The organism is Streptomyces sp. SDr-06, assembly GCF_003324565.1.
Lineage (GTDB): Bacteria > Actinomycetota > Actinomycetes > Streptomycetales > Streptomycetaceae > Streptomyces.
The window spans coordinates 255069-280437 of sequence record NZ_QOLA01000006.1; the positions used below are offsets into that span (position 1 = coordinate 255069).

The 25369-nt window shown below is 70.6% G+C and carries 20 protein-coding genes; 6 read left to right on the top strand and 14 right to left on the bottom strand.

The features are described from left to right. Positions 1-54: 54 nt before the first annotated feature. The 11 genes from DT019_RS16090 to DT019_RS16140 all read right to left on the bottom strand — a co-directional run bounded on the left by DT019_RS16090 (position 55) and on the right by DT019_RS16140 (position 12594). Positions 55-741: a thioesterase II family protein gene (locus tag DT019_RS16090; protein ID WP_114037474.1), complete on the bottom strand. Its 687-nt coding sequence runs from the start codon at positions 739-741 to the stop codon at positions 55-57. A 66-nt stretch (positions 742-807) separates the two neighbouring features. Then, positions 808-2100: an APC family permease gene (locus DT019_RS16095; RefSeq protein WP_114037475.1), complete on the bottom strand. Its 1293-nt coding sequence runs from the start codon at positions 2098-2100 to the stop codon at positions 808-810. After that, the gene (locus DT019_RS16100) at positions 2097-2831 is read right to left on the bottom strand and encodes a thioesterase II family protein (RefSeq protein WP_189389613.1); all 735 of its coding nucleotides are present in this window, start codon (positions 2829-2831) and stop codon (positions 2097-2099) included. The genes DT019_RS16095 and DT019_RS16100 overlap by 4 nt, the downstream gene beginning before the upstream one ends. Next, positions 2828-4060, bottom strand: a complete 1233-nt coding sequence (locus tag DT019_RS16105; protein ID WP_114037477.1) for a cytochrome P450 — start codon at positions 4058-4060, stop codon at positions 2828-2830. Before DT019_RS16105 ends, DT019_RS16100 begins: the two co-directional genes overlap by 4 nt. Beyond that, positions 4047-4280: an acyl carrier protein gene (locus tag DT019_RS16110; protein ID WP_114037478.1), complete on the bottom strand. Its 234-nt coding sequence runs from the start codon at positions 4278-4280 to the stop codon at positions 4047-4049. Before DT019_RS16110 ends, DT019_RS16105 begins: the two co-directional genes overlap by 14 nt. Continuing rightward, positions 4277-5698, bottom strand: coding sequence for an AMP-binding protein (locus DT019_RS16115; protein ID WP_114037479.1), 1422 nt, complete (start codon positions 5696-5698; stop codon positions 4277-4279). Before DT019_RS16115 ends, DT019_RS16110 begins: the two co-directional genes overlap by 4 nt. Beyond that, on the bottom strand, positions 5695-7470 hold the full coding sequence (gene asnB, locus DT019_RS16120; RefSeq protein ID WP_114037480.1) for an asparagine synthase (glutamine-hydrolyzing): 1776 nt from the start codon (positions 7468-7470) through the stop codon (positions 5695-5697). Before asnB ends, DT019_RS16115 begins: the two co-directional genes overlap by 4 nt. 4 nt (positions 7471-7474) lie before the next feature. Further along, positions 7475-9178: a non-ribosomal peptide synthetase gene (locus DT019_RS16125; RefSeq protein WP_114037481.1), complete on the bottom strand. Its 1704-nt coding sequence runs from the start codon at positions 9176-9178 to the stop codon at positions 7475-7477. A gap of 1 nt (position 9179) precedes the next feature. Next, positions 9180-10082, bottom strand: a complete 903-nt coding sequence (locus tag DT019_RS16130) for a fumarylacetoacetate hydrolase family protein (protein ID WP_114037482.1) — start codon at positions 10080-10082, stop codon at positions 9180-9182. A gap of 47 nt (positions 10083-10129) precedes the next feature. Then, entirely contained in the window at positions 10130-11143 is a 1014-nt protein-coding gene (locus DT019_RS16135) for a hypothetical protein (protein WP_114037483.1), read from the bottom strand. Positions 11144-11814: 671 nt separating this feature from the next. Beyond that, on the bottom strand, positions 11815-12594 hold the full coding sequence (locus DT019_RS16140) for an NAD(P)H-dependent oxidoreductase (RefSeq protein ID WP_114037484.1): 780 nt from the start codon (positions 12592-12594) through the stop codon (positions 11815-11817). 139 nt (positions 12595-12733) lie between these two features. Here DT019_RS16140 and DT019_RS16145 point away from each other — a divergent pair, with 139 nt between their 5' ends. Next, complete coding sequence (locus DT019_RS16145; RefSeq protein WP_114037485.1) at positions 12734-13591, top strand: helix-turn-helix domain-containing protein; 858 nt, start codon at positions 12734-12736, stop codon at positions 13589-13591. Positions 13592-13684: 93 nt separating this feature from the next. Here DT019_RS16145 and DT019_RS16150 read toward each other — a convergent pair whose 3' ends face one another. Continuing rightward, positions 13685-14542, bottom strand: coding sequence for a TIGR03560 family F420-dependent LLM class oxidoreductase (locus DT019_RS16150; protein WP_114037486.1), 858 nt, complete (start codon positions 14540-14542; stop codon positions 13685-13687). A gap of 346 nt (positions 14543-14888) precedes the next feature. Here DT019_RS16150 and DT019_RS16155 point away from each other — a divergent pair, with 346 nt between their 5' ends. The 3 genes from DT019_RS16155 to DT019_RS16165 all read left to right on the top strand — a co-directional run bounded on the left by DT019_RS16155 (position 14889) and on the right by DT019_RS16165 (position 18312). Next, the gene (locus DT019_RS16155; protein WP_189389615.1) at positions 14889-15956 is read left to right on the top strand and encodes a glucokinase; all 1068 of its coding nucleotides are present in this window, start codon (positions 14889-14891) and stop codon (positions 15954-15956) included. A 137-nt stretch (positions 15957-16093) separates the two neighbouring features. Continuing rightward, positions 16094-16822 (top strand): SIS domain-containing protein, encoded by a 729-nt coding sequence (locus DT019_RS16160; RefSeq protein ID WP_189389617.1) that lies wholly within the window; start codon positions 16094-16096, stop codon positions 16820-16822. After that, a complete protein-coding gene (locus tag DT019_RS16165; protein WP_114037489.1) occupies positions 16819-18312 on the top strand; it encodes a trehalose-6-phosphate synthase in 1494 nt (497 codons plus the stop codon). Before DT019_RS16160 ends, DT019_RS16165 begins: the two co-directional genes overlap by 4 nt. Here DT019_RS16165 and DT019_RS16170 read toward each other — a convergent pair. Then, positions 18288-22502: a caspase family protein gene (locus DT019_RS16170; RefSeq protein WP_189389619.1), complete on the bottom strand. Its 4215-nt coding sequence runs from the start codon at positions 22500-22502 to the stop codon at positions 18288-18290. The genes DT019_RS16165 and DT019_RS16170 overlap by 25 nt on opposite strands. 32 nt (positions 22503-22534) lie before the next feature. Here DT019_RS16170 and DT019_RS16175 point away from each other — a divergent pair, with 32 nt between their 5' ends. Continuing rightward, on the top strand, positions 22535-23482 hold the full coding sequence (locus DT019_RS16175; protein ID WP_189389621.1) for an NAD-dependent epimerase/dehydratase family protein: 948 nt from the start codon (positions 22535-22537) through the stop codon (positions 23480-23482). Between the two features lie 4 nt (positions 23483-23486). Here the strand turns inward: DT019_RS16175 and DT019_RS16180 are convergent, their stop codons facing one another. Continuing rightward, positions 23487-24338: an NAD-dependent epimerase/dehydratase family protein gene (locus tag DT019_RS16180; protein ID WP_114037492.1), complete on the bottom strand. Its 852-nt coding sequence runs from the start codon at positions 24336-24338 to the stop codon at positions 23487-23489. A gap of 123 nt (positions 24339-24461) precedes the next feature. Between DT019_RS16180 and DT019_RS16185 the strand changes: the two genes are divergently transcribed. Continuing rightward, positions 24462-25367 carry an antibiotic ABC transporter ATP-binding protein gene (locus DT019_RS16185; RefSeq protein ID WP_114037493.1) on the top strand — a complete coding sequence of 302 codons (906 nt, stop codon included), beginning with the start codon at positions 24462-24464 and terminating at the stop codon, positions 25365-25367. Positions 25368-25369 lie beyond the last annotated feature (2 nt).

Consider the following 25369-nt stretch of genomic DNA (forward strand, 5'->3'; position numbering starts at 1 on the left):
ACCAGACCGGACGGGTCCACACCCAACACGTTCGAGACGACCCACCGTGCGCCGTCACGTGCTGACGGCCTGCCACGAGTCTCTGAGCCACTTCGCGCAGTCCGGCGAGCGCAGGAGGTCCGAGTGGCCGCCCGGGAACGTGCGTTGGGCGAACGGGCCGGTGGTGACGTGCTGCCACTCGGCGATGGTGGCGTCCGAGGTCAGGGGGTCCTCGGCACCGCGGGCGGCCAGAACCGGGCAGCGCAAGACAGCCACCTCGGCAGGGTCGAACCCGCCGAGCAGGGACAGGTCCTGCGCCGTCGTCTCCGCCACGAGGTCACGCCACTCCTCCGAAGGCGCCTCGGCGAGCATGCCGGGATCGATCCGGGTGAGATACGCGGCCGCCTCCGCCGGGCTGCTCGCCGCCCGGTCCGGCAGCTCCAGCCGGTCGGGAGCAGCGGCGCCGACGACCACCAGCGACGCGACTTCCACCCCGGTCTCCCCGAGGTGCGCCGCGGTGGCGCACGCCACGTAGGCGCCGTAACTGTGCCCGAACAGCAGCGGCGGCCCGGCGGCACGCTGGACGATCTGGTCGGCGCAGGCCCCGACCACCGCGTCGAACGAGGCAGCCGGCACGCCGAAGCCCCGGCCGTGCCGGCCCGGATAGCCCACCATCCACGACGCCGGTCCCAGCGCCTGGGTGAGCGGGCGGAACTCGCCACCGAAGGAGCCCGCTCCGGGAAAGAACACGCTGTCGGTCATGACGTCCTCCCTAAATCTTCGGCGGCCCAACTGGCCTCTGCCTCAGGCGGGATGCACGCGGGCAGCTCACCTCGTGGGTTCGTCCGTCCGCACGCGTTCGCGCTCCGGCGCCGCCGTCGGCTGCCGCCGGGCCAGGACCGCCGTCACCGCCAGGACGACGGCGAACAGGGCCCAGCACGTCCACATGGGCGGCCCCGCGAGCACGGTGACCGCGACCACGGTGACCGCGCACAGCGCCGCGACGGCGCGGGGCGGCCCCTGCCCGGCCAGCTTCGTGTACGAGGCCGCGCCCAGGCCGTACAGCACGAAGTAGATCCCGCCGGACAGGACGAAGAGCAGCTGGAAGGACATGACGCCGGTCGACCCGAGCACCGCGATCAGCGTCAGGACGCCTCCGGCCGCCAGCACGGCCGTGACCGGATTGCCGTCGCGTTCCCGCACACGGGTCAGTGCCGCGGGCAGATAGCCGCTGCGAGCCATGCCGAACACCAGCCGGGACAGGGCCAGGACGGAGGCGCACACGTTCGCGGTGATGGCGGCGACGACCAGGGCCAGGGTGACCGGCCGGCCGAGGTCGCCGAGCGAACGCTCCGCCAGCCTCAGCAGGGGCGCCTGGTCCAGTGCCCCGTCCCCGGGGTCCACCGCACTGAACAGGCCGAGCAGCACGAGCCCGTACAGGGCGACGACGATCGCGTACGAGGCCGCGAAGATGCGCGGGATGGCGTCCGGGCGCTTGTGCTCCTCGAAGGTGAAGGCCACGGTCTCCCAGCCGGTGAAGGCGACGTAGACGGCCGTGAGCACGCTGCCCAACTCGCCCAGCGGGGGCACCGCGGTGCTCGGTGCCCGCACGCCGTGGACGCCGAGCGCGAGCAGCGCGGTGCACGTGACCAGGGTGAACAGGGCCAGTACCAGGCCCACTTGGACCTTGCCCGAGATGTTCGTGCCCAGGCACCCGATCAGGGTGGCCGCCGCGAGAACGGCGACCGGGAACACCCAGGCCAGGCTCGGAATGCCGGAGAACTCCGCCACGTAGCGCCCGCCGGTGATGGCGGTCGCCGGGATGCCGGCGACCAGGGCGAGCGTGGCCAGCAACCCGGCGGACCGCCCCGCGGGCCGCCCGAAGGCGACCTCGGAGTAGTGGGCGACCCCGGACGCGGAGGGGTAGCGCCGGCCGAGCCAGGCGTAGCAGTACAGCAGCGGGATGACGGAGACCGCCGCGACGGCCCAGGGCATCCAGGCCGAGCGGCCCAGTTGGTGGTAGCTCGTGCCGGGCAGGATCATCATGCCGCTGCCCAGGATGGTGGAGAGCGCCAGGAACGTGCCGACGGCGCCGCCCAGTGACTTCTGCAGTCCGCTCACGCCTGACCCTCCTCGGACGGGGTGGTGGTGGTCAGGAGGCCGTCGAGGACGCGCTCCAGTACGGCGGCCCCGGTGCCGTCCAGGCTGTGGCCGCCGGGCGCGAGGGTCAGCTGGAAATCGCCGCTCACGCGGTCGCGCCAGGCGGCGCACCGTGCGGTCGGGATGAAGCGGTCGTCGCGCCCGGAGAGGACGTGGAGCCGGTCGGGACGGGGGCCGTGGGAGGCGATCCACTCGGCGAGGCGGTCGGCCACGACCGCGTCCGCGCGCAGTCCGTGGGCGATCTCCGCCAGCATGTCCTCGTCGTCGAGTAACTCCTTGGGGAAGCCGTCGTGGGCGAGAACCTGTGCGATCTCGCGGTCGGGAAGGTGTGACATCGTCGGTATGCGTCCTGATGAGTCGGGGCACGGGGTGTTGATGACCAGTACCCCGCTCGGCGTTCCGATGCGCGCGCCAGGGCCGGAGTGCAGGCAGACGGCGGACAGCCCGCCCATGGAGTGCCCCGCCAGGACGATCCGGCCGCCCGGCGTGCGATCCACTGCCCGCCCGATCTCCGAGACCGTGCGCTCCCGCCAGCGGCCGGAGTCGAAGTCGTCCACGGAGTCCGCGTTCGACAGGGCCAGCGGCGTCAGGCCGCGGCGGACGGCGGCGTCCCTCAGCTGCGCGAGGGTCGTGCCGCCTCCGCCCGCGGCCGGGAAGCAGACGAGGACACCCGCCGCGGGGTGCTCGCTCACGTGCCGGCTTCCTTCGCGTCGACCACCTCCACCTGCAGCTCGGTCAGCCCGAGCATGAAGTTGGAGCGCAGGCGCCGAGGCGGGGCGAGGACCGTGAACGCCTTGTCCCACGCGGCCAGTTCCTCGATGAACGTCTGGATCTCCAGACTGGCCACGGGGGCGCCCACGCAGCGGTGGACGCCGGCCCCGAAGGCGATCTGCTTGTTCTCCGCCCGGTCGATCACGAAGGAGTCGGGGCGCTCGAAGACCTCCGCGTCCCGGTTGGCCGACATGTTCCACAGGGTGACGAAGCTGTTGGCCGGGATGAGCTGTCCACCGATCTCGACGTCCTCGAGCGTCAGGCGCTGCACATAGCTGTTGGTCGAGGTCCAGCGCAGGAACTCCTGGGTGGCCACTTCACAGCCGACGTCGCCGTCGGCCACCTTCCGCCACTGGTCACGCTCCTGGTCGATGGTGTGGACGGTCAGACTCGCCGTGTGCGGGGTGGTCTCGTTCCCGCCGACGGCGACGTTCAGGCCGTTGAGCACGGCGACGTCCCGGGGCATGGTGCCGTCCGCGACGCACTGCGCGAGGAAACCGATCATGTCGTCGGCCGGACCGGTGGGCGACCGCCGTCCGATCAGCTCGTCGATGAACTCCAGGACGTCGAGCTGCGCGTCGACGAGCGCGTCGAGCGGCCGGGCCCCGGCGTATGCCTCGTCGCGGTAGCCGATCATCGTGCGGGTGGCCTCCAGCAGGCCTCCGGCTTCCTTGGGGCCGATGCCGAAGAGCACTTCCAGTACGCCCTTGGGCAGTTCCGGCGCGATCTCCTTGCTGAAGTCGAGCCGGTCGCCCACCGAAAGCCTGCCCAGGGCGTCGCGGATGTTGCGGCGCACCGTGCGACCGACGCGGTCGAGCATGTCCCGGCTGAACCCGCTGGTCTTGATCGGTTTGCGGAGCGCGGTGTGGGCCGGCTGGTCGGAGACGATGAGCATGCGGCCGGAGGCGGAGTCCTTCTGCGGGAGGTAGGAGCCGTCGACCATGGTGCCGTACGAGGAGCTGAGCCTGCGGTGGTCCACATAGGCCGCGTACACGTCGGCGTGTCGGGTCAGCGCGTAGAACTCGTAGCCGTCGGCCCTGCGATGGACCGAGACCGGGTCGTTCTTGCGCAGTTCGGCCAGGTACGCCCACGGGTCGTCGTCGGCGAAGAACTCGGGTGAGTACAGCGGGCTGTCCTCAACGACCAGCATGCTCGGCTCCGATCAGTTCGGCGATGCGTGCCGGGGTCCTGCCTTCGAAGAAGACGTGGCCCGGCACCCGGACCCCGGTCCGCTCCTTCAGCAGGGCGCGGCAGTGCAGCACGGCCAGGGAGTCGACCCCGGCGGTGAAGATGTCGGCGTCGGCCGCGATGTCGCGGTCGAGGACCTCGCGCAGGCAGTCGGTGATGGCGGTCGGTGATATGTCGGTCATGATTCCTCGGCCTTGTCTGTCAGTCGGTATCGGTCCATGAGGGTGGGGAAGTCGACCTTGCCGCCGGCCTTGACCGGGTAGCGGCCCACCAGGCGCACCCCGATCGCGGGAGAGAAGTCCTGCACCACCGACTCGATCCGGTCACGGGCGCGGGGGTCCGACAGCGCGGTGGGGTCGGTGCGGACGAAGGCCACGGTGTGCCGCTCGTCCTGCGCGACCCTGCAGTCGAGTACCCGGGGCAGGGTGGCCACCCGCTGTTCCAGCGCGGCGGTGTCGACGCGCATCCCGTTCACCTTGACCTCGCCGTCCAGCCGCCCGGCGAAGACGAGGTCGCCGTTGTCGTCCGTGCGCACCAGGTCCCCGGTACGGTACGAGGGCTGCTCGGACGCGGGGTGGAACCGGTGGGTCATCGTGCCATCGTCGAGGTAGCCCAGGCACACGAGCGGGCCGTGCACGACCAGTTCCTGGGCGTCCGCCGGCCCGTCCGCCGTCGCGCGCAGCGTCTGGCGGCACCCGTCGAGCGGACGGCCGATGGGAATGGTCGGCGCGCAGAAGTCCTCGGGCAGCCGGTAGTGGTGGGTGGCGAAGGTCGCCTCGGTCGGCCCGTACAGGTTGACGAAACGCCCCCGCAGTCCTGCCCGCCGGGCCCGCTCAAAGGTCGACCTGCGGAACTGCTCGCCACCGCTGAACAGCCACGGAATGGCGGCGACGCACTCGGGTGCGACGTCGACGACGGTCGTGATGACCGCGGCCGGCAGCAGGAGGCGGCCGATGCCGTAGGTCTCCACGAGGTCGGGCCACGCGAAGATGTCGTCGTTGATGTGCGGCAGCGCCACCACCCGTCCGCCCGCCGCCACCGTGTGCCAGGTGTCGAACCACCAGCCGTCGTAGGTGGGCGTGGCGAAGCTGCCCGCCGTGAGGCGGCCGGCCGCGGGCACGTCCAGGTCCCGGCAGTCGAAGAGCGCGAGGAGATTGCCGCGGGTCACCGCGACGGCCTTGCGCCGGCCGGTGCTGCCGGAGGTGAAGTTGACGGCCACGACCTCCTCGGGGATGCGCTCGGGGGGCAGCCGCGGCCCCGGCGCCGGCTCAAGGCCGACGGAGGGGGAGGCTCCGGCGCGGACCGTCAGGGTGAGGTCGGGCCGTACCCTTTCGAAGTCGCGCCCGGTGAGGGTGTGGTCGTCGGCCACGGCCACGCAGCCGGCCCGCCAGCTGCCCAACTGCCCGGCGAAGCAGCCGAGTTTGTCGCCGGAGCGGACGCTCACGACACGGGCGGGGCCGTGGGCGCGGACGGCCTCCTCGATCCGGGAGGCCAGCTCCGCGACCTGGGCCCAGCTGTGTTCGGTGCCGCCCTCGACCCACAGGGTCGACGGCGAGGCCCACTGGTCGCCGTGGATCAGGTCGTGCCATGCGTCGGTCATGACGTCAGTCCCAACTCGTCGATCACGGCGCTGATGCTGATCAGGCTCAGCCGGACGTCCCACTTGTCGGGCGTGGGGTCGGCGCCGAGGGCGTCCAGGGCGTCCGGCCGGAACACGCCGCCGGCCGCGACGAGGTCACGCCATCGCGACAGCGTCCTCTCGTCCGCCGTCTCCGCCAGCCCGTACGCCGTGAAGCCCTGCTTGGCGCGGTCGAGCACGGTGCGCGGGACGATCCCGGCGTAGGCCTTCTTCAGGCACGCCTTGCCTTCGAAGTCCGCGACCTTCTGGTCGTCCGGGACGCGCAGGCCCAGGGCCACCACGGAGTTTCCGAGGAAGGGGTAGCGGCCCTCCACCGAGTTCGCCATCAGCATCATGTCGCCGTGGTCGCCGAGCAGATGGCCACTCAGCTGCACGTAGACGTCGGCGATGGAGCGCAGCTGCATCGGGGACAGCTCGGCGGCTTCCTGTTCGTCGAAGGGGATCAACCGGTCCCGCCAGTACTCCTGGCCGGTCAGTGCCTCCCTCGCCCGCGGGGTCAGGCACATGTCCCGCCGGCGCAGCGCCCTGGCCCGGTCGACCTCCCAGGAGAAGTCCGCCCTGCCCCAGGCCTGTTCGTTCTCGCCGTGGCCGGTCACCGGGGTTCTGCGGGCGCCGTCGAACGCGTAGGAGTCGTAGCCGTAGAACAGCTCGTCGGCCCCCTCGCCCGAGATCACCCCCTTGAGCCCGGTGCGGCGGGCCTCGCTGGCCAGCATCAGGGCCGCCACGTTGTACGTCTCGCGCTGCGGGTAGCAGCAGTGGCGCACCATCTCCTCGAAGCGGTCCGCGACATGGGCCGGGGTGCAGCGGATCTGGTGGTGTTCGCTGCCCACGCTGTCGGCGACCTCGCGCTGGAACCGTCCCTCGTCCAGGGCGACGTCGTCGAAGAGCACGGAGAACGTGCGGGTGGCCTCCTGCCGCAGGCGGGCTGCCTCCAGGACCAGTGCGGTCGAGTCGAATCCGCCGCTCAGATAGGCGCCGATCTCCACGTCCGCCCGCAGCCGGTCCGCCACGGCCCCCTGGACCGCGTCGCGGATCTCCGCCGCGGCGACGGGGCGGTCCGCCGCCTCGAACTCTCCGTAGCGCCAGTACCGTACGGTCTCCGGTGCGCTGGTGCCGAAGCGGACCACACATCCGGGCGGTACGGCGCGGACCTCCGCCACCAGGGTCCGGGGGGCGACGATGTTGCCGAGGGCGAGGTACTGGTCGACGGCGCCGATGTCGAGCCGCCAGGCGCGCGGCACGCTCCGCACGAGCGGCTTCAGCTCGGAGCAGAAGTGCACGTGGCCTCCGACGACGGCGTAGAACAGCGGGCAGATGCCGAAGCGGTCCCTGCCCAGGTAGAGGGTGTTCTCGGCCCGGTCGTGGATGGCGGTGGCGAACTGCCCGTCGACCCGTTCGAGCCCGGCGGGCCCGTAGCGGGCGAACAGCTCCGGCAGCACCGCCACGTCGACCCGGTTGTCGGGCCGTGCGCCGCCCAGCAGGGTGCGCAGCTCGGCGCCGTTGTAGATCTCGCCATTGGTCATGGCCACATACCGGCCACTGGCGTCCTCGGCCGGCTGCCACCCGTCCTTCAGCGCGGTCATGCCGAGCCGGCCGAGCTTCACGGAGAGGGTGGGAGTGCTGAGCGAGTAGGTCTCGTCCGGTCCGCGGTGGACCAGCCGGGCGTGCATCGCGGCGACGACGGCCCGGTCCAGGGTCTTGTCCGGGGCGTAGGTCCCGCACAGGCCACACATCGCGTCACACGCTCCGTTCCCGTAGGCGGTCGGCGAGGCCCCGCAGGTTCTCCGCCCGCAGCACGTCGCGGACCCCGGCGTCGGCCCAGCCGAGCTTCTTCAGGCCGGTCACCAGGACCACGGCCGAGGCCGAATCGCCGCCCACGTCGAAGAAGTTGTCGTCCAGCTGTACGTCCTGGACGCCGGTGAGGCCGCGTACCAGGCGCAGCACCTGCTCGTTCGGCGAGCCGGAGGCGCCCCCGGCGGTCTGTGCCCGTCGGCTCGCCCGCAGGGCGTCCCGGTCGACCTTGCCGTTCACGGTGTGGGGGAAGGAGTCGACGCGGTCGAGCACCGAGGGGATCTTGTACGGGTCGAGGAAGCCCTCCAGATGCTGCCGCACGGCGCGGGGGCCCAGGTCGCCCTGGTAGTAGCAGACCAGGGTGTCGAGGTCGAAGGGGTCGCCGTCGTCGTGCGCCTCGGCCACCACCACCGCGTCCCGCACGTCGGGATGCCGGCACACCGCTGCCTCGATCTCGCCGGGATCGAGCCGGTAGCCGCGGACCTTCACCTGCCGGTCGAGCCGTTCCAGGAAGTGGAGCCGCCCGTCGCGGAGTTCGACGAGATCTCCGGTGGCATAGGCGTCCGCGCCGTCCGGCCCGAGGAAGGGGCGTACGCCGCCCTGCGTGAGATATCCCGCCGTGACGCTGGGGCCGGTGACGACGAGTTCGCCGCGTTGGGCACCGGTGGCGCCGGTGGCCGGATCCCTGATCACGTATCCGCAGTCGCCGACCAGGTCCCCGAGGGGCACGCCGTCGCGGCAGTCGTCCGGGTCGAGTGGGTCGCTGAGCAGATTGCACACCGTGGTCTCGGTGAGGCCGTACGCGTTGTGGAAACTCGCCACCTTCGACCAGGTGCGGATCACCGCGGGCCGGCAGGGGCCGCCTCCGTTGACGACGTGCTCCAGCCGCATCGCGTCGCTGGGTTCGGTCACCGTCAGGGCGAACGGGGTCGTCTTGAGATGGGTGACGGCGAACCGTTCCAGGGTGTCCGCCAGCACGGCGCCAGGGGCCAGATGCGCCTCGTCCAGCACCACCAGGCAGCCGCCCGCGGTGAGCGTCCAGAGGATCTCGGTGATGCAGCCGTCGAAGGTCAGCCGTGCGAACTGGAGGGTCCTGCTGTCCGGGCCGACGTGCAGCCGGTTGACGTGGTCACGGATCACCGGGGCGAGCGGGGCCGTCCGGGCCAGGACGCACTTGGGGGTGCCGGTCGAGCCCGAGGTGTGGATCGCGTAGGCGATCTCTCCCTGTTCGAAAGGGAGTTGAGGGGGCGGCGTCGGTGGGCCGTCGAGGGTGCGCCAGTCGGCCGGGACCGGGATGAACTCCGGCGGACTGTCCCCGTGCGCGCCCCGGGCCATCAGCCGCGCGCCCAGGAGTCCGGTCTTGTCGGCGTTGGAGCGGTCACTGTCGCGCCGGTCCACGAAGACGAAGGGCCGTTCGGCCTTCAGTGCGCCGATCATGCCGATGACCGCTGCCGGTCCCCGGCTGCTCTCCAGGGCGATGAACTCGCCCGGTGCGGTGGATTCCTGTAATCGGCGCGCGAATTCGTCGCTGCGTGCGCCGAACTCCTGGTAGGTCATGCTCGTGTCCGCGGTGCGCAGCGCGTCGTGGTCCGGGAATTCCCGGACGGCGCGATCTACGGCGTCGACCACGGATTCGCTTTCTTTCGGCATGTCACCCTCCTTCGCTGTGGACTGTGGAGCGCCGTATTTCCTGGGGGTGTGTGGGGTGCTGGCGGACCGGGTGCGTCAGGGTGCCCACTCCTTCCACGACCGCCCGCACCGTGTCACCGTCGCTGATCGGCGCGGCCCCGGGAGTTCCGGTGCAGATCACCGTGCCGGGTTCGAGGGTCCGTCCGGCGCTGAAGTACTCCACGAGGCGGTCGAGCCCGAATTTCATGTCGGCCGGGGTGGCCGCCGCCACGGTCTCTCCATTGCGCACGGTGGCGATGCGGAGAGCGGCGAGTTCGTCGTCGCTGAATTCGTCCAGGGTCACCAGGACGGGGCCGACACTGCAGAACGTGTCGAATCCCTTGGCCCACGGAATGTGGCGCGGGTTTTCCCGGATGACGTCCTCGGCCGTCATGTCGAGGACGGCGGTGACCCCCGCCACCACGGATCGCCACTGGGTCCGTTCGACGTTCTTGCAGGGAGTTTTGATGACCAGCCCGAGCTCCGCCTCCGCTGTGACGCGCCCGGACTGCCACGGCAGTTCGATGGCGTCGCCGTTGCCGATGAGGCAGTTGGCGGGGCGCAGGTAGGAGCCGGGCCCGGATCGGGGCTGCTCGGATTCCAGGTCCTCGGAGTGGCGACGGTAGTTGAGTCCGGCGCCCCAGATGTCGGCTCCGGGGTCCAGCACCGTGGGCGCACGGTCGAGCGCGGGGCGCACGGGCGTGAGATCGGCCGCCTGCCGGTCCACGGCTTCTCCCAGCTCCCGCAGGTGCGCCTCCCCCACCAGCTCGCTGATCCGGGTGGCGCTCCCCTGGCCCTGGAGGTCGGACAGGGCGTACCACTGGCCCTGATGCCCCACGGCGATGCCGTTGCCGGCGGCGGACGGGTGGGACTTGGTGAATCTCATGCTGCTCTCCCGGGTCGGGGCGGACCGGCGCCGGGCCGGCCCGCCGATCAGGTCGTGATCTTGGTGGCGGCGGTGCGGAAGTCGTCCTTGCGCGGGCTGTGGTCGGCGATCTCGACCGCCGTCTCCATCAGCCGGGCCGGATCGGCCTGATACTCCTCGGCCAGCTCCTCCACCAGCGGGAAGAACCCCGAGTGGATGCCGATCACGGCGCCGAGTACCTGCATGGTGCGGTCCTCGGGGATGGCGTCCATGTTGTCCCGGCAGTACGCGGCGAGCTTCGCCAGCTCCTCGTAGTCGAAGAGGTCGGACCCGAGCATCTTGACGACGCCGGCCAGCGACTCGATGGCCGCGTTGCCCGACCCGCGGCCGATGCCGTCGAGCGTGGCGTCCACGATGGTGGCCCCCGCCTGGAGGGCCGTGATGCTGTTGATGTTGGCCATGCCGAGGTTGTCGTGCCCGTGGAAGCCGACGACCGGGAAGAACTGGCCCACCGCACTCACGTATGCCTGCACGTCGGCGGGGAGCATGGCGCCGTAGGAGTCGACGACATAGACGCCCGCCACGTCGGGGGTCACCCCGTCGAGAAGCCGGACGAGCTCCCGGACCGGCGTCGCGCTCGACTTCATGAGGTTCAGATAGACCTGTCCGCACAGTTCGGTGGCGCTCCGCAGGTAGTCGAGGTTCTCGGAGACCCGGTCCGGCTCCATGCCCACCCGGATGAAGGACATCCCGCGGTCACTCAGTTCCGCGACGGTCTCCAGGCGGGTGAACTCGGGCTGTGCGAACATTCCCCAGGGCTTGTCGGGCAGGGTCGTCCGGGCTATCTCGGCCCACTGGTAGTGGTCGATGTTGCACGCCTTGATGCCCTTGCGTTCGGCCTCCAGGCCGATGCCGTGGCCCACTTCCACCTTGGCCACGGGAATGTCGTTCAAGCGGGTCAGCAGATGCGTTACGAACTGCTCGTCGAGCTGGAAGTCGACGGCGTACGAACCGTCGCGCAGCGTGCAGTCGAGCAGGTTGATCGTCGGCGCTTCCTTGAGCCGATCGTCCAATAAGGACATGAAGTTGCTCCTCGTTGATGGCAGTAGGTATGACGCCCGGAAACGGCATGAGAAATCCCGGGGCTTGAACGAACGCTTCAGTGGGTCGAGGAATACGGGGAGGGCGAGCATCGCCCTGACCCCTGGCCTGCACATCAGGCATTCCCCACTGACCGCTCCCAGGTTCTGTCGGACCTGTCGCGCAATCGGTGTGGAGGCCGGCTCGGATCATCGGCCGACTCGTATGTAGAGGTACGCGTTCCCAGCCGTAGGAGCCGTATACACCGCCACGCTCTTTGGCTGGATCGGACGCCGACGATCGACGACAAACCCGCGCCCTTCCTATGGAAGGACGCAGAAGAAGTGGTGGGCTCACGGCGTGTCCGGACTGGTGGTGGCTCCGCCACGGCATCGGCCAGCGACCCGGCGGACGGCATCGCCGGATCCACGATGTGGACAACTCCCGGTGTCAGGTGGTCAGTTCAGGTCGAGGTGACGCCAGACCCCCGGGCCCCTCTTGACGCATCTGCCATCGGGATACTCACCCACCGCGCCGGTTCCGAGGGCGGTGACGGCCCTTCGTGCAGCCTTTCTGAGGAGGCGCGCCACCTTCGGGTGTGCGTCGGCCACCCGCCCCTCGCACCGTGCCGGTGAGGGGCGGGTGGCTGCCGGACCGCGGCAATCCGGGTCGATCAGGCGCGCACGTGCAGGCCGAATCCACTGCGGCCGGGCCCCTCCAGTCCCTCGCGCAGGCGTGCCGCGGGCATGTCGTAGTCACCGCCGTTCTGGCTGCGGTACGGGACGGGGGCGGTGTCTTCGAGGGTCAGCAGCCTCTTCTTCCATACCTCGCTCGCGTCCGCGAAGACCTCGGGCGACATCCGATCCGCGCGATACAGGACGAACGGAGGCAGCACCTCCAGACCGGGGTAGTAGAGGATGCCGTGCTGGATCGGGTACAGCAGGTCGTCGATGGGCCCGTTGATGCCGCGGTCGGAGTAGTGCGCCTCGGGGCCGCCGACGGTCACCGACACCATGGCGCGCTTGCCCTGGAGCGTCCCCTCACCGAAGCGGTCCCCGTACCGGGTGGCGCTGTGTTCACCCACGCCGTAGCCGAAGCCGTGGGTGAACACGCGGTCCACCCAGCCCTTGAGGATCGCGGGCATCGTGTACCACCACAGCGGAAACTGGAGGATCACGGTGTCGGCCCACCGCAGTTTGTCCTGCTCGGCTCGGATGTCCGCGGAGAGCGCACCGCTCTCATGGGCACGCCCGGAATCGGTGACCGTATGAAGCGGGTCGGAGGCGGCGGCGCCGAAGTCGTCGGCATCGACGGTCGCCTTCCAGCGCATCGCGTACAGATCGCTGACCCGCACCTCGTGCCCAGCTTCTGTCAGCGTGTCCACAGCCAAGTCGGTGAGCGCGCCGTTCAGCGACCGCCGCTCGGGGTGGGCGTGGACGATGAAGACCTTCATCTGTGCTCCTCACGTCGATGTGGGTGCGATCCTCGCCGGATCCAGCGGCGCGATTCAGGGGCGCCTTCTCCGTAGGCCCGGCCTTCCTGGTACTGGCAGGGCCACCCATCCGCACGGGCTTGGTGCGGATACTGGAGCAATGGACGATCTTGCTGACTTTCTGCGCACCCGGCGGTCCCGCGTCCTGCCCGAGACCGTCGGCATCCCGGCCGATTCGCGCCGCCGCGTGAGCGGGTTGCGGCGCGAGGAGGTGGCGCACCTGGCAGGAGTGAGCGTCGACTACTACGTACGCCTGGAACAGGGGCGGGCGCGCCAGCCTTCGGCCCAGGTCCTTGACGCCCTCGCGCGGGCGCTCGGTCTGGACGAAGTGGAGCGCGGACATCTGCACCGGCTCGCCCACCGGCCCGCCCAGGCGCCGCGCCGGCCGTCCACGGCCAGGCTGCGCCCCGAACTCCTGCGAGTCCTCGACCTCGTGGCCGACGCCCCCGCCTTCCTCATCGACCACCGGCTGACGGTGCTGGGCGCGAACCGGCTCACGGACCTGCTCTACGGGCGTCGCGCCGAGGGGCTGAACCTCGCCCGGCACATCTTCCTGACCGAGGAGGGGCACGCCCTGTTCGCCGACTGGGAGGCCTGCACCCTCGACACCGTCGGCCATCTGCGCCTGTCCGCCGGCCGCCATCCCGACGACCCCGAACTGGCCTCCCTCATCGGCGAACTGGCCATGCGCAGCGAACGCTTCCGCCGCCTGTGGGCGCGCGCCGATGTCCGGACCCGCACCCACGGCGCCAAGGCGTACAACCACGCCGCGGTCGGCCGCCTGGAACTGCATCAGGAGAACTTCGCTCTCCCGGACACCACCGGCACGGAACTGATCGTGCAGTCAGCCGCCCCCGGCACCACCGCCCACGACAACCTGCGCCTCCTGGCCAGCCTGGGCGCACCCGAAGCCCCCTCCCCCACGGGTCCGCGCCCCCAGCCGCGAGGCACCGGGTGACCCGGCGGTGACGAACCCGCCCTCCTGACGGCCGCGGCCGGCGGCACTTCCTGACGTGACATCAAGCTCCGTGCGTGCGAACGCGGTTGGGCTTCATGGCAGGTCCGTCAGGGCATCGGCCAGCGCACTCACGGCCTCCGGTCGGTACGGCGGCAGGAGCTGGATGACGGCCAGGTCCAGGCCCTCGTCCGCCAGCGCCCGCAGGCGGTTCCTCAGCGCGTCGGGGCGGCCTGTGCTGCCCGGGCGGTAGCCGGGCCCCAGACGGACATGGGCGGACAGCGTGATGTCCGCCGGGTCGCGCCCCAGGGCGCGGCAGTGCCCGAAGAGCACGTCGCGTTTGCGGGCGAACTCGGCCGGGTCGTCCTCGCCGAAGTTCCAGTGCTGCGCGTAGCGCGCGACGGTGCGCAGGGTTCGGCGCTCGCCTCCCCCGCCGATGCAGAGGGGTGGATGCGGGCGCTGGGGTCCCTTGGGTTCGTGGCGGGCCTCGGTCAGGCGGTAGTGGGTACCGGTGAAGGAGAACGTTTCCTGGGACATGAGTCCGGTCAGCACCGCGCAGGTTTCCTCCAGCCGTTCACTGCGTTCCCGGGGCGCGCCGAGCCGGATGCCGTGCGTGTCCGCTTCCTCGTGGTTCCAGCCGGCGCCCAGCCCGAGTTCCAGCCGCCCGCCGGAGACGATGTCGAGGGTCGTGGCCATCTTGGCGAGAACCGAGGGGTGGCGGAAGTGGGTGCCGGTGACCAGGACGCCGAGCCGCAGCCGGACGGTGGCCTGCGCCAAGGCGGCGAGCGCCGTCCATCCCTCCAGGCACGGGCCCGAGGCGTCGCCGAGTATCGGGACCAGATGGTCGTAGAGCCAGCCGGACTCGAACACGTCGAGTGCGTCCGCCTGCCGCCACAGGGCCAGCAGGTCGGCCCACGTGGTGTGCTCCTGCGGTGTCTCGAAGGCGAAACGCATCGTTCGTTGTCCCTCCGGAGTCCCAGGGATGGATGGCCGCCCGCGCGCGGACGAACAAGGGGATGCGTAAAGGCCCTGACCGTACGGAAGTTCGCCAATTAGAGGGATTCTAAGGGAGACGCCCGGACCCTACCCTGGCCATGGGGAAGGAATCCCTGACCGCGGCCTGAACCTGCTTCCCTGATGCGGGCCTCCTGACGATCCTCTGCACCCCCTGGCGCGAGCGAGAACGCCGCTGAGGCCACCGGCACTTCGGCGCCGGGCGGCGGTCGCGCCGAGTAGCTTTCCGCCAACTGCCCGACGCCTGTGGCCGGATGCATTCGGCCACCTACATATGAGGAATGCAATGCCGCATATTTCCCGAGAGCGGATCATCGGCCTTCCACGCACCGAGATCGCCGGGATCGACGCCGGTGGCACCAAGACACACATGCGCTTCCTGGATCCGGACACCGGAGAGATCAGGCACGTCCAGGCGCGGTCCGCCGACTACGACTCTCTGGAGCACCTCTTCTACGGGTGCTTCGACATGGCGGGCTGTCTGCCGCGCTCCCTGGTCGCGGGCGTGGCCGGGCGGCCCGGGCGCGACGGTGACGTCAGGATCACCAACCACCCCCAGTGGCCGACCTTCCGGCGTCGCGCCTTCGCGGCGGATCTGGGGATGGAGCTGGTCACGATCAACGACATGGTGGCCACGACGGCCGGGGTCGCCGACCTCGACAAGACCGACTGGGTCGCGCTGACCCCGCAGGTGCCGACCCATCCCGGCCCCGCCCTGCTGGCCGTGTCGGTCGGCACCGGCGTCGGCAGCGCCTCGGTGGACAGGGCGGGCCAGGCCCGCCCCGCCGAGTCGGGCCACGTGGCCTGGCAGCCCGTGACCGTCCTGGAGGAGGACTACCTCCGCTCGTTGCAGCGGCTCCGGCCGGGCATCCCGATCTCGGTCGAGCTGTCCATCGGCGGACTGCGCGGCATCGACCACATGTACGACTTCATGACCACGCGGAAGAAGCCGGGGCCCTACATCCAGGAACACGTCGACCGGTTCCGGCGCGAACACCGGGGCATCGGGCCGGTGATCACCGCGGCGGCCGTCGGCGGCGACGCCTGCTGCCGCGAGATCATGCGGCTGTTCGGCGCCATCCTGGGGCAGTTCCTCCGCAACATCGTGCTGACCTGCATGAGCGAGGGAGGTTCCGTCTGGCTGACGAGCGGGGTTTTGCAGGCGCCCGGGGTCTGCGACCTCCTCATCTCGGACACCGCCTTCCTGGAGCGCTTCGTCGCGATGGGCGCGGAACACGCGGAACTCATGCGGGAGATCCCCCTCTATGCCGTGACGGACCGTCAGGTGGCGGTGCGTGGCGCGTTCGCGCTCACCCGCCGGTCCGCCGAGCAGGAATCCGCCGCGCTCCACTAAAGCCGACAACACTCCTGCGAAGGAGTGACCTCTGAGCTAACATCCTTGGCACGCAAAGCACGTTCGCACGTCAACGTCGTCGCTTGCTAGGAGTCCACCGCCTATGTCCCGGGTCCTCCGACACTCATGCGCAACCTGTGGCCGTCATCTCCGAACAGGGTCTGCCGAACGTGTCGGATGACCCGACAGTTCTCCCCAGCGGTCAAGCACGAAACAACCCGCCACCGTCCAGCCGTCACACGCCGCCCGTCCGCCACGTCTACGAGCGGTTCCTCCATGACGCCGCCAACGGATTCGACGCGGTCGACGCGGGCGCCGTGAACCGGGCGGTGACCCTGCTCGCGACGGCCAGGCGGCGCCGCGCGCGGGTCTACGTGATGGGAAACGGAGGCAGCGCGGCAACCGCCAGCCACATGGCCTGTGACCTGGCCAAGGGGATCGGCCGCACCCGGCACGAGCGGTTGCGCGCCATCGCGCTCGCCGACAACACCTCACTGCTCACCGCATGGACCAATGACCATGGCAGCGCCCAGGGGTTCTCCGGCCAGCTGGACACCCTGCTCGACCCGCAGGACGTGGTGATCGCCGTCAGCGTCAGCGGCAATTCGGACAACGTCCTGGCGGGGCTCGACACGGCGCGGGAACTCGGCGCGGCCACGATCGGACTGCTCGGCTCCGACGGCGGCCGCGCCCTGCACCGGGTCGATGTGGCGCTGCACGTGCCGAGTTGGGATTACGGCGTGGTCGAAACCGTCCACCTCGGCCTGGTGCACGCCCTGGCGAACGCCCTGCGCGGCCATCCGCTGACGGCGCCGCGGACGGTCGCCGCGGAAGCGGTCGACCTCGCCATGGGCACTCCGCCGTGACGCTGGACCTCGCGATCGCCTCCGACCGCGGCCCCGTCGCCTTCCTCGGCGCGGGGCCGCGGCTGCGGATGGAACGCCGCCCCGGAAGCGTCACCTCCCTGCTCAACACCGCCGCCCGCGGACTCTCCCGGCCCACCCTGTGGGTCGCACCCTCCGATGCCGAAGCCGACCGCGAGGCCCTCGGTCCCGCCGCGCAGACGGCCATCACCCGCCGCCTCGGTTACCGCTACATCCCGGTGCCGGTCGACGAGCGCCCCTACCGCGAGTACTACGACGACGTGGGGGTGCGCATGCTCTGGCTGGCCCTGCACGGGCTGTGGCCGGATGTCGCGGGCACGGACGCCCCGCCGCCCGGAGCGGACACCTTCACGCGCTCCTACCAGCTGGTGAACCGGAGTGTGGCGGAACAGCTCGTGCGGCAGACCACACCCCGGACCCCCGTGCTCGTCCAGGACTACCAACTGGCCACCACGCCCGGCTTCGTTCGCACCGCGCGACCCCACCAGCCCATCGGGCTCTTCCTGCACACACCGTTCAGCGCTCCGGAAGAACTGGCCCGGCTCCCCCGCCGCGTCTCCGCGGCCGTCCTGGACGGCATGCTCGCCGCGAACCTGATCGGCTTCCAGTCCCCCCGGTGGGCAGCCAACTTCCTCGCCTGTTGCGAGAGTTGGGGCCACCGGGTACGGCATGGCGGACCGGAGGACGACGTGCTCGGGGTGGTGGAGAGCAAGCGTCCCGGAGCGACCGGCGCCGCCCGCACCACCGCCATCCGCTGCTATCCCGTGCGCGCCGACTCGGCCCTGCTCGCCGCGAACGCCCGCAGCCCGGAGACCCGAGCCTGGGAGCGCGAACTCGTTCTTGATCCAGGGGTCCGGCACATCGTCAGGGTGGACCGGGTCGACCCGTCGAAGAACATCCTGCGCGGCCTCGAGGCGTTCGAGCTCCTCCTGGAGCACTCGCCCGAACTGCGCGGCCGCATGGTCATGACCGCCTGCCTGACACCCTCCAGGGAACGCGTCCCCGAGTACCGCGCCCACGCCGAGCGCCTGCGACACCTGACCGAGCACCTGAACCACCGCTTCCCCGGGTGTCTGCGCGTGCACCTGGGGCACGACGTGCCCCGGTGTGTGGCGGCGCTCAAGTCCTACGACGTGCTGCTGGTGAATCCCGTACGCGACGGCATGAACCTCGTGTCGCAGGAGGGGCCCCAGCTGAACACCCGCCACGGAGCACTGGTGCTGTCCCGCGGAGCGGGCAGCAGCGACCTGCTCGGTCACCAAGCCGAGCTCGTACACGACCCGCGCGACGTCCACCTCACCGCGAGGGCGCTGCGCAGCGCCCTCGCGCTGCCCCCCGGCGAGCGCCGGCGACGCGCGGCGGGGCTGCGTGCCGCGGTGGCCGGGGGTGATCCGGTGCGCTGGCTCGCCCAGCAACTCCAGGACCTGGAGCGGCTCGTGTGCCCACCTCAGCCCGGTGCGCCCTCGCCGTAGTGGTCGAACACGCACACCTCACGCCCCGTTCCCACCACCAGCCGGTCGTCGGGCGCCGCGGCAAGGGACCAGCCCGGGGCGGGGAGCACGAACCCCTCCTGGCGCTCACGGGTGTGCAGGTCCCAGAACCGTACGATCCGGTCGTCCCCGGCCGTCACCACGACCGTCCGGTTCCGCAGGCGCATGCAGGCGATGGCGTTGGTACCGGCCCCCGCGTCGCTCAGGCGCAGGCACCTCCTGCGGTCCTTCAGGTCCCACACGAACACGCCGCCGTCGTCGTCCACACTGACCACCACCGGGCGCCCGTCGAGGGTGGCGCAGTCCAGGGCCCGCACCCAGCCCGTGTGGCCGGTGAACACCGCACAGGCGCGCCCCGTCTCCAGGTCCCACAGCCGGATCGATCCGTCGAACGCCCCGCTCAGGGCGACCGACCGGCCGTCCAGCGTGGTGCACGCCACCGTGTTGATCCCGCCGGTGTGTCCGGAGAGGATGTCGCGCTCGGTGTTGTTGTGCAGGTCCCACACCCGCAAGGTGCAGTCGTCGCTGGCACTGACGGCCACGGTTCTGCCCCGTATGTGCGTGCACGCCACCGAGCTGACCCAGTCGGTGTGTCCGGTCAGGACCGCGCGCTGGCGCTGGCTCATCAGGTCCCACACCCGGACGGTTCCGTCGCTGGCCCCGCTGACGACCACGGGCGCATCGTCGAGCTGCGCACAGGCCACCGCCCGCACGAACCCGGTGTGCCCCTTGATGACGCCGCGCTGACGGCCGGACTCGATGTCCCAGGCGCGCACGGTGCGGTCATCGCCGCCGCTGACGGCGACGGCGCGGCCCTGCACGCTCAGGGCACTGACCGCGTTCACGCCGCCCGCGTGCCCCACCACGTCCTTCGACCTGCCCTCGACACTGGGGTCCCACACGCACATGGTGCCGTCGCTGGCGCCGGTGACCACCGCGGTGCGCCCCTCGATCCTCACGCCCGCCACGGCTCGCACCCAGTGCGTGTGCCCGATCAGCACGCTCAGTTCGATCTCGCGGTGCAGATCCCAGATGTGGGCGTGACCGCTGTCGGTGCCGCACACCACCACGCTGCGGCCGTCGAGCGTCATGCACGCCACCGCCCGGACCCAGCCCATGTCACCGGAGAACAGGCACTTCTGTTCCTGGCTCCGGACATCCCAGACGCGGACGGTGCGGTCGTCCCCGCCGCTGATCACCACGGGCGAGCCGTCCAGTTCGGCGAAGGCCACCGTGTTGACCTCCCCGGAATGCCCGGTCAGCACCGCCTTCTGCCCCCAGCGGCACGCGGCCCGCCCGGCCTCGGCCTGGGGAGATGTGGCTTCGCGCGGCTCCCACAGCCGTACGCTGCCGTCACTCCCGCCGCTGGCGACCAGCGGGCTGCCGTCCATCTCCCCGCACGCCAGCGCCCGCACGGCGCCCGCGTGACCGACCAGGCGCTGTTCCTCCTGCCCGGAGGCCACGTCCCAGAGCCGGATGGTGCGATCGTCCCCGCCGCTCACCAGCATCAGACGATCCGCGACCACCAGCCCGGCCGCCACACCCACCCGACCCACATGCCCGCTGAACACGGCGTGTTCGCTCTCGTCCCGCAGGTTCCACACCCGGGCCGTGCCGTCACTGCTCGCGCTGAAGCCGAGCGGCTCGCCCCGGAACCGGAGATGGTGCACCGAGTTCACTTCGGCCATGTGGCCGCGCAGCATCCCGTGCAGGTTGCCGTTGCCCAGGTCCCACAGCCGCAGCATGCCGTCCGTGTTCGCGGTGACGGCGTAGGGCTGCTGGTCGAGCTCGAAGCAGTCGGCGCTCTTCACTCCGTGGGAATGGTCCACGAAGGACATCTGCAGCGCGGGATTGACCTGGGAGCCGGTCGCCCAGCGCACTCGCCAAGTCAGGTTGGCACTCAACTCTCTGGCCAGTGCGCGCACTTGGTGGCTGGCGGCGTCGAACGCCAGGATCTGGCGGCGGACCATGGGAGCGGACTGGCGATGCAGGGTGAGCGAGGCCCGGTAGATCGAGCGCACCATACGTGCCTGCTCGCCGCTGACCCAGCGCAGCGCGGGAGCCAGGACCCCGGGGTCGGCATGCACCAGGAACTCCGGGTCGGCCAGCAGGTCGTCCAGGGTGCCGGCGATCGCCGCGTGGCTGGCCAGGTGGCTGCGTATGTAGAGGTGGGCGTCGCCCCAGGAACGGCGCGTACCGGAGAGGGGCACCTGGTCGAGCAGGGTCGTGGTGATCCGGCGGTGGACCTCCTTGTCGCGGCGCGAGTCCCGGAGGAACTCCGCGAGCGTCTCGTGGTAGAGCCGGAACACCGACCGGTCCCCCACGCGCACCTCGACGATGTAGGCTCCGGCGTTTCCCAGCAGCCAGTCGATGTCCTCGTCGGAGCAGCGCAGCCCGGCCAGCACCGAAGCCAGCGCAGCCCACAGGTTGTCCCAGGGAAGGCCCTGCCCTTCCGCGTAGGCGAGCGGGGTGAGCAGACGGCGCACCCGCCACTCGTTGGCTCCGAAGCGGGACAGGTAGGCGGCGAAGACGTCCTTGACCTCGTTGGGCAGTTGGCGGTGCCAGCCGGCCTGCGTCGGGTCCACCTGGACCTGGCGGTTGATCAGCGAGCGTGCCGTCATGTTGGCGACGAGGAAGGACTGTCCGGCGCGGGCCGCGACCCCGCCGGCCACCGCGGCGGCGAGCGTCGAGTGGCCCCGGTACGGCGAGAGGCTGTCGGGATCGTCCTCCGCCAGCAGCAGAGCCCTCACATAGTCGGCCACATCCTCGACGCCCGCGTACGCGGGCTGGTCCAGGTCGATGAGCTCGACGGCGGTGCCCAGGGCGTCGATCGGGTCGCGCCGGGTGCCGACGATGAGCCGCACCTGCGCCATCGTCGACATCGGCCGCAGCAACGCCCGTGCGATCAGGGTCGCTTCGGCTTGGTCGCCGACGATGCCGGCCTCGTCCAGGGCGTCGAGGAGCACCGTGAAGCGGGCGGAGCGGTCCCGCAGGAAGCCCAGCAGATCATCCGGCGTGGTGGCCACGCAGCCCGCGGCGCGGCCCAGTTCGGCGACGACGTCGTCCAGGGTGCGGCGGCGCAGGTGCAGGTGGGTGGTGACGCATCCGGTCGGCGGAACGGTCTCGGGGGGAGTCCGGTCGTCGGCCTCCGGCGTGTCCGCGAGATACAGGAGCCGCCCCAGCAGGGCCGACTTGCCCGAGCCCGGCCCGCCGGTGACGACCCGCGCGCGCCGGTCGTGGGAGGGGTTGGACAGCCAGCGGGCCAGCTCCGCGAGGGCGGCGACCCGGCCGGTGAAGTACGAGCCGACCTCCCCGACGTACTCCACCCCGCGTGCGCGCGGATCGAAGTGCGCGGAGCGCTCCCGCCGCATCCTGGTCAGCGTCTCGACATCAAGCTCCCCGCCGAACAGACCGGGCACGAAGTTGCGGTTGGGGAAGAACGGCGGCACCCCGGCCGTGTCCACGGAGGTGCAACTGGCGTGCTGGTAGGGGTGGCTCGTGCGGAAGTGCTCGTTGATCCGCTCGGTGATCTCCGACAGGTCGATGTACTGCTGGTGGGCACCCGCCCTGGGCGCGGCGAGCGTGCTGGTCAGCGCTCCGGTCAGCACGCCCTCGCCCGCCTCGTCCCGGGCCCGGGCGCCCGCGAGTAGCCACAGGTTCCCGGCCACCGTCGTCCGCCCGGCCGCCAACTGGTTGGCCACCATGGCGATGTCGGTCGTTCCCGCCCCCGCGTAACAGGTGTCGAGGACGATCAGCACCCGGGCGTGCACCGTGTCGTCCGCGAACATCAGGGCCAGATCGTCCGTCCTGATGGCGGTCGACACCAGGCGGTTCTCGGCGCTGTCGGTGCACAGCAGGTAGTGGCGCCCGCCGCTGGCGCGCACGCCGTGGCCGGCGTAGTAGAGCACCACGATGTCGTCGGGGCGGCGGTCCGTGGAGCCGAGCCACTCCTCCAGGCCCGAGATCAGCTCCCGGGCGGTCGGATTCCTGCTCCGGTCCCGCAGGACCCGTTCATAGCCGAGGGAGGCGAACAGACCTGCCATGAGTTCGACATCGCCCTCGACACCGGGAAGGTCGTCGATGCTGGGCTGCGTATAACGGCCCGTCCCCGCGGCGATCACATATCTGCGGGGCTCCCCGCAGTCGGCCCCCGTTGACTCATGCGAGATCATTCGACTGCTTCCGCCCCCTCGGAACCCACGTCTTGAGCCCGCACGATACGCCCACCGCGTTCGACTCGGTAGCATTTCGCCGCGCACAGGAACACACTGATCGCAAGGTCGGCACAACAGCTGGGACAGAAATGGGCGATGCGGTCACCATTCAAACACCCTTGCCATTCATGGAGGGCCGTCTCAAAGTGATCGTTACCGGTGCGGCCGGACGCATCGGCAGTGGATTCGCGAAATTCGCGGCGGAGCGGTTCGAACTGCTCCTGCTCGACCGCCCCGGGGTCGATCTCACAGGACTCGACGCCTACGGGCGCACCGAGCACTGCGACGTGGCGGACCTGCCCCGCCTCACGGAACTCTTCCGGGGCGCTGACTGCGTACTGCATCTCGCCGCGGACTCGAACACCGCCGCGGAATGGGACAGTCTGCTCGCCGCCAACATCGTGGGCACCTATCACGTGTTCGCCGCGAGCAGGTCGGCCGACTGCCCGCGGGTCGTCTTCGCCTCATCGGTGCACGCCGTCTCGGGCTATGCGCCCGGTCGCCAGATCATGGCGGACGCCCCGGTGAACCCGGGAAACCTCTACGGCGTCACGAAGTGCTTCGGCGAGGCGCTGGGGCGCTACATGGCCGAGCGCGAGGGACTCACGGTCATGGCGGTCCGCATCGGTGCCTTCCAGAAACCCGAGGCGGCCATGGCCCCGGATTCCGACTGGATGATCGGCACATTCGTGGCGGACCAGGATCTGTACCGTCTCCTGGAACGGGCCATCCGGATCCAGGGAATCGGCTTCGGCATTTTCCACGGCGTCAGCAACAACTGGTTCAAGCGCCTGGACATCACGGAGACCCGTGAGCTGCTCGATTATGAACCCGCCTATGACTTCATGCGGCTCTCGCCGGCCTTCAGGGAACTCTTCACCGATCTGCCGCACGGCCACCATCCCTCCGGCGTGAAAAAGAACGGCACAACGGACTGAAGGCTCACCGGGCACTGTCCCGCCAGGAGTGGGACGGGCGCCTGCCGAGCAACTCCTCGGCTTTCGCGGAACACTGGAGCGCTTCGAAGTCCCCCAGGGGCCGGGTCACTCTCACTCCCCGGAAATACGTGTCGAGCAATTCCGCCGTGGGCCGGTCCGACAGGGTGTCAGGAGCCGCGACGGTCAGCGCCGTCGCACCGACGAGATCGGCGGTCAGCGCCAGCCTGCAACTCACCGCCACATCCGCGAGATCCACATAGCTCCACAGGTTCCATCGACCGCGTTCGGGCTCGGCCCAGTACGCCGGCAGAGCCGCGTACTCCGCCTGGTCCATGACCACCGAAAAGCGCAGAGCCACCGACGTCATCGCACAGCGGTGAGCGAAATGGTCGGCGATCGCCTCGCCCGTCGCCTTCGACAGGGCGTAGGAGGTCTCGGGACGGACAGGGTGGGACTCGTCCAGGGGCAGCTGGGCGGGCCCGCCGACCCGGAAGGGCGGGCCGAGCACGGTCTCGCTGGAGGCCCAGACGACGCGCCGCACCCCGTGCACGGCCGCCGCCTGGAACACGTTGTACGTGGAGGTGGAATTCGCCGCGTACGTCGCCCCCTCAGCCAGTTCCGGGTGCAGCGTGTGCGAGTCGGGGACGCCCGTCGCGGCGAGGTGAACCACCGCGTTCACCCCGTCGAGAGCGTCCACGGCCTGCCACAGCTCGCGCAGATCGGCCCGCCGGTAGCCGGGACTCTGCCCGCGCATCGGCGCGACGTCCACCTGGACGGTCTCGAAACCCTGCCCGGCGAGCTCCGCCACCACCGCCCGGCCGATCCGTCCCAGCCCCCCGGTCACTGCTACCCGCATCCCAACTCCCTTGCACGGCACCTGATCTGACGGATCACCACGAGGGCGTGGCGCGGGGACTATAGTCGTTGCGCTGACCGCTTCGTAAGGTGACCGCTTCGGTGGGGGATCCGGGGAGTACAGATGGCGCGGATCGTCGTGGTGCACGGAGTGGCCCAGCAGTTCAAAGGGGCCCAGACCCTACAGGCCGAGGTCGCGCCCGCCCTGCGCGACGGGGTGACGGCCGCGGTCGGCGCGGCCGGGCCGGAGCTGGGGGACGACGACATCGCGTGCGCCTTCTACGGCGACGCCTTCGTACGCCCCGGCACCCGTGCGACGACGGTCCCGGCCTACGACGAGACGGATGTCGAACCCGACTACGAGTCGGAACTGTTGCTGGAATGGTGGCTCGAAGCGGCACGCGTCCACCCGGAGGTGCTCGGCCCCGATGCCAAGTCCCGAGGCACGGCCGGATACCTGGCCGGCCGCCCGCTGAAGCGCCCCATGGTGCGCCGGGCACTCAACGCCCTGGCCCATGCTCCCTACTTCGCACGCGTCGCTGAGCCCCTGATGATCTTCGGGCTCAAGCAGGTGCGGCGCTACTTCAGCGAACCCGGCCTGCGCGAGCGCGTACAGGAGGCGGTGGCCGGGGCCATCGGGCCGGACACCCGCGTCCTGGTGGCGCATTCGCTGGGCACGGTCGCGGCGTACGAACTGCTGTGCAATGAAACCTTGCAGGCCGCGCATCCCCGAGGGCAGATCTCCACGCTGGTCACGCTCGGCTCCCCTCTGGGACTGCGCGGCCTGATCTTCGACCGACTGGTCCCGGCGCCTCAGCAGGGCCACGGAGTCTGGCCGTCCGGAATCCGTAGCTGGACGAACGTCGCCGACGCGTGCGACATCGTCGCCCTCGCCAAGGAACTCGCCCCCCGCTTCGGCCCGAGGATCAACGACCACGCGATCGACAACGGCGTCGAGATGCACTCCATGGTGCGCTACCTGACGGCACCCACCACCGGCAGGGCCATCGCCGAGGGTCTCGCCTCGTGAGT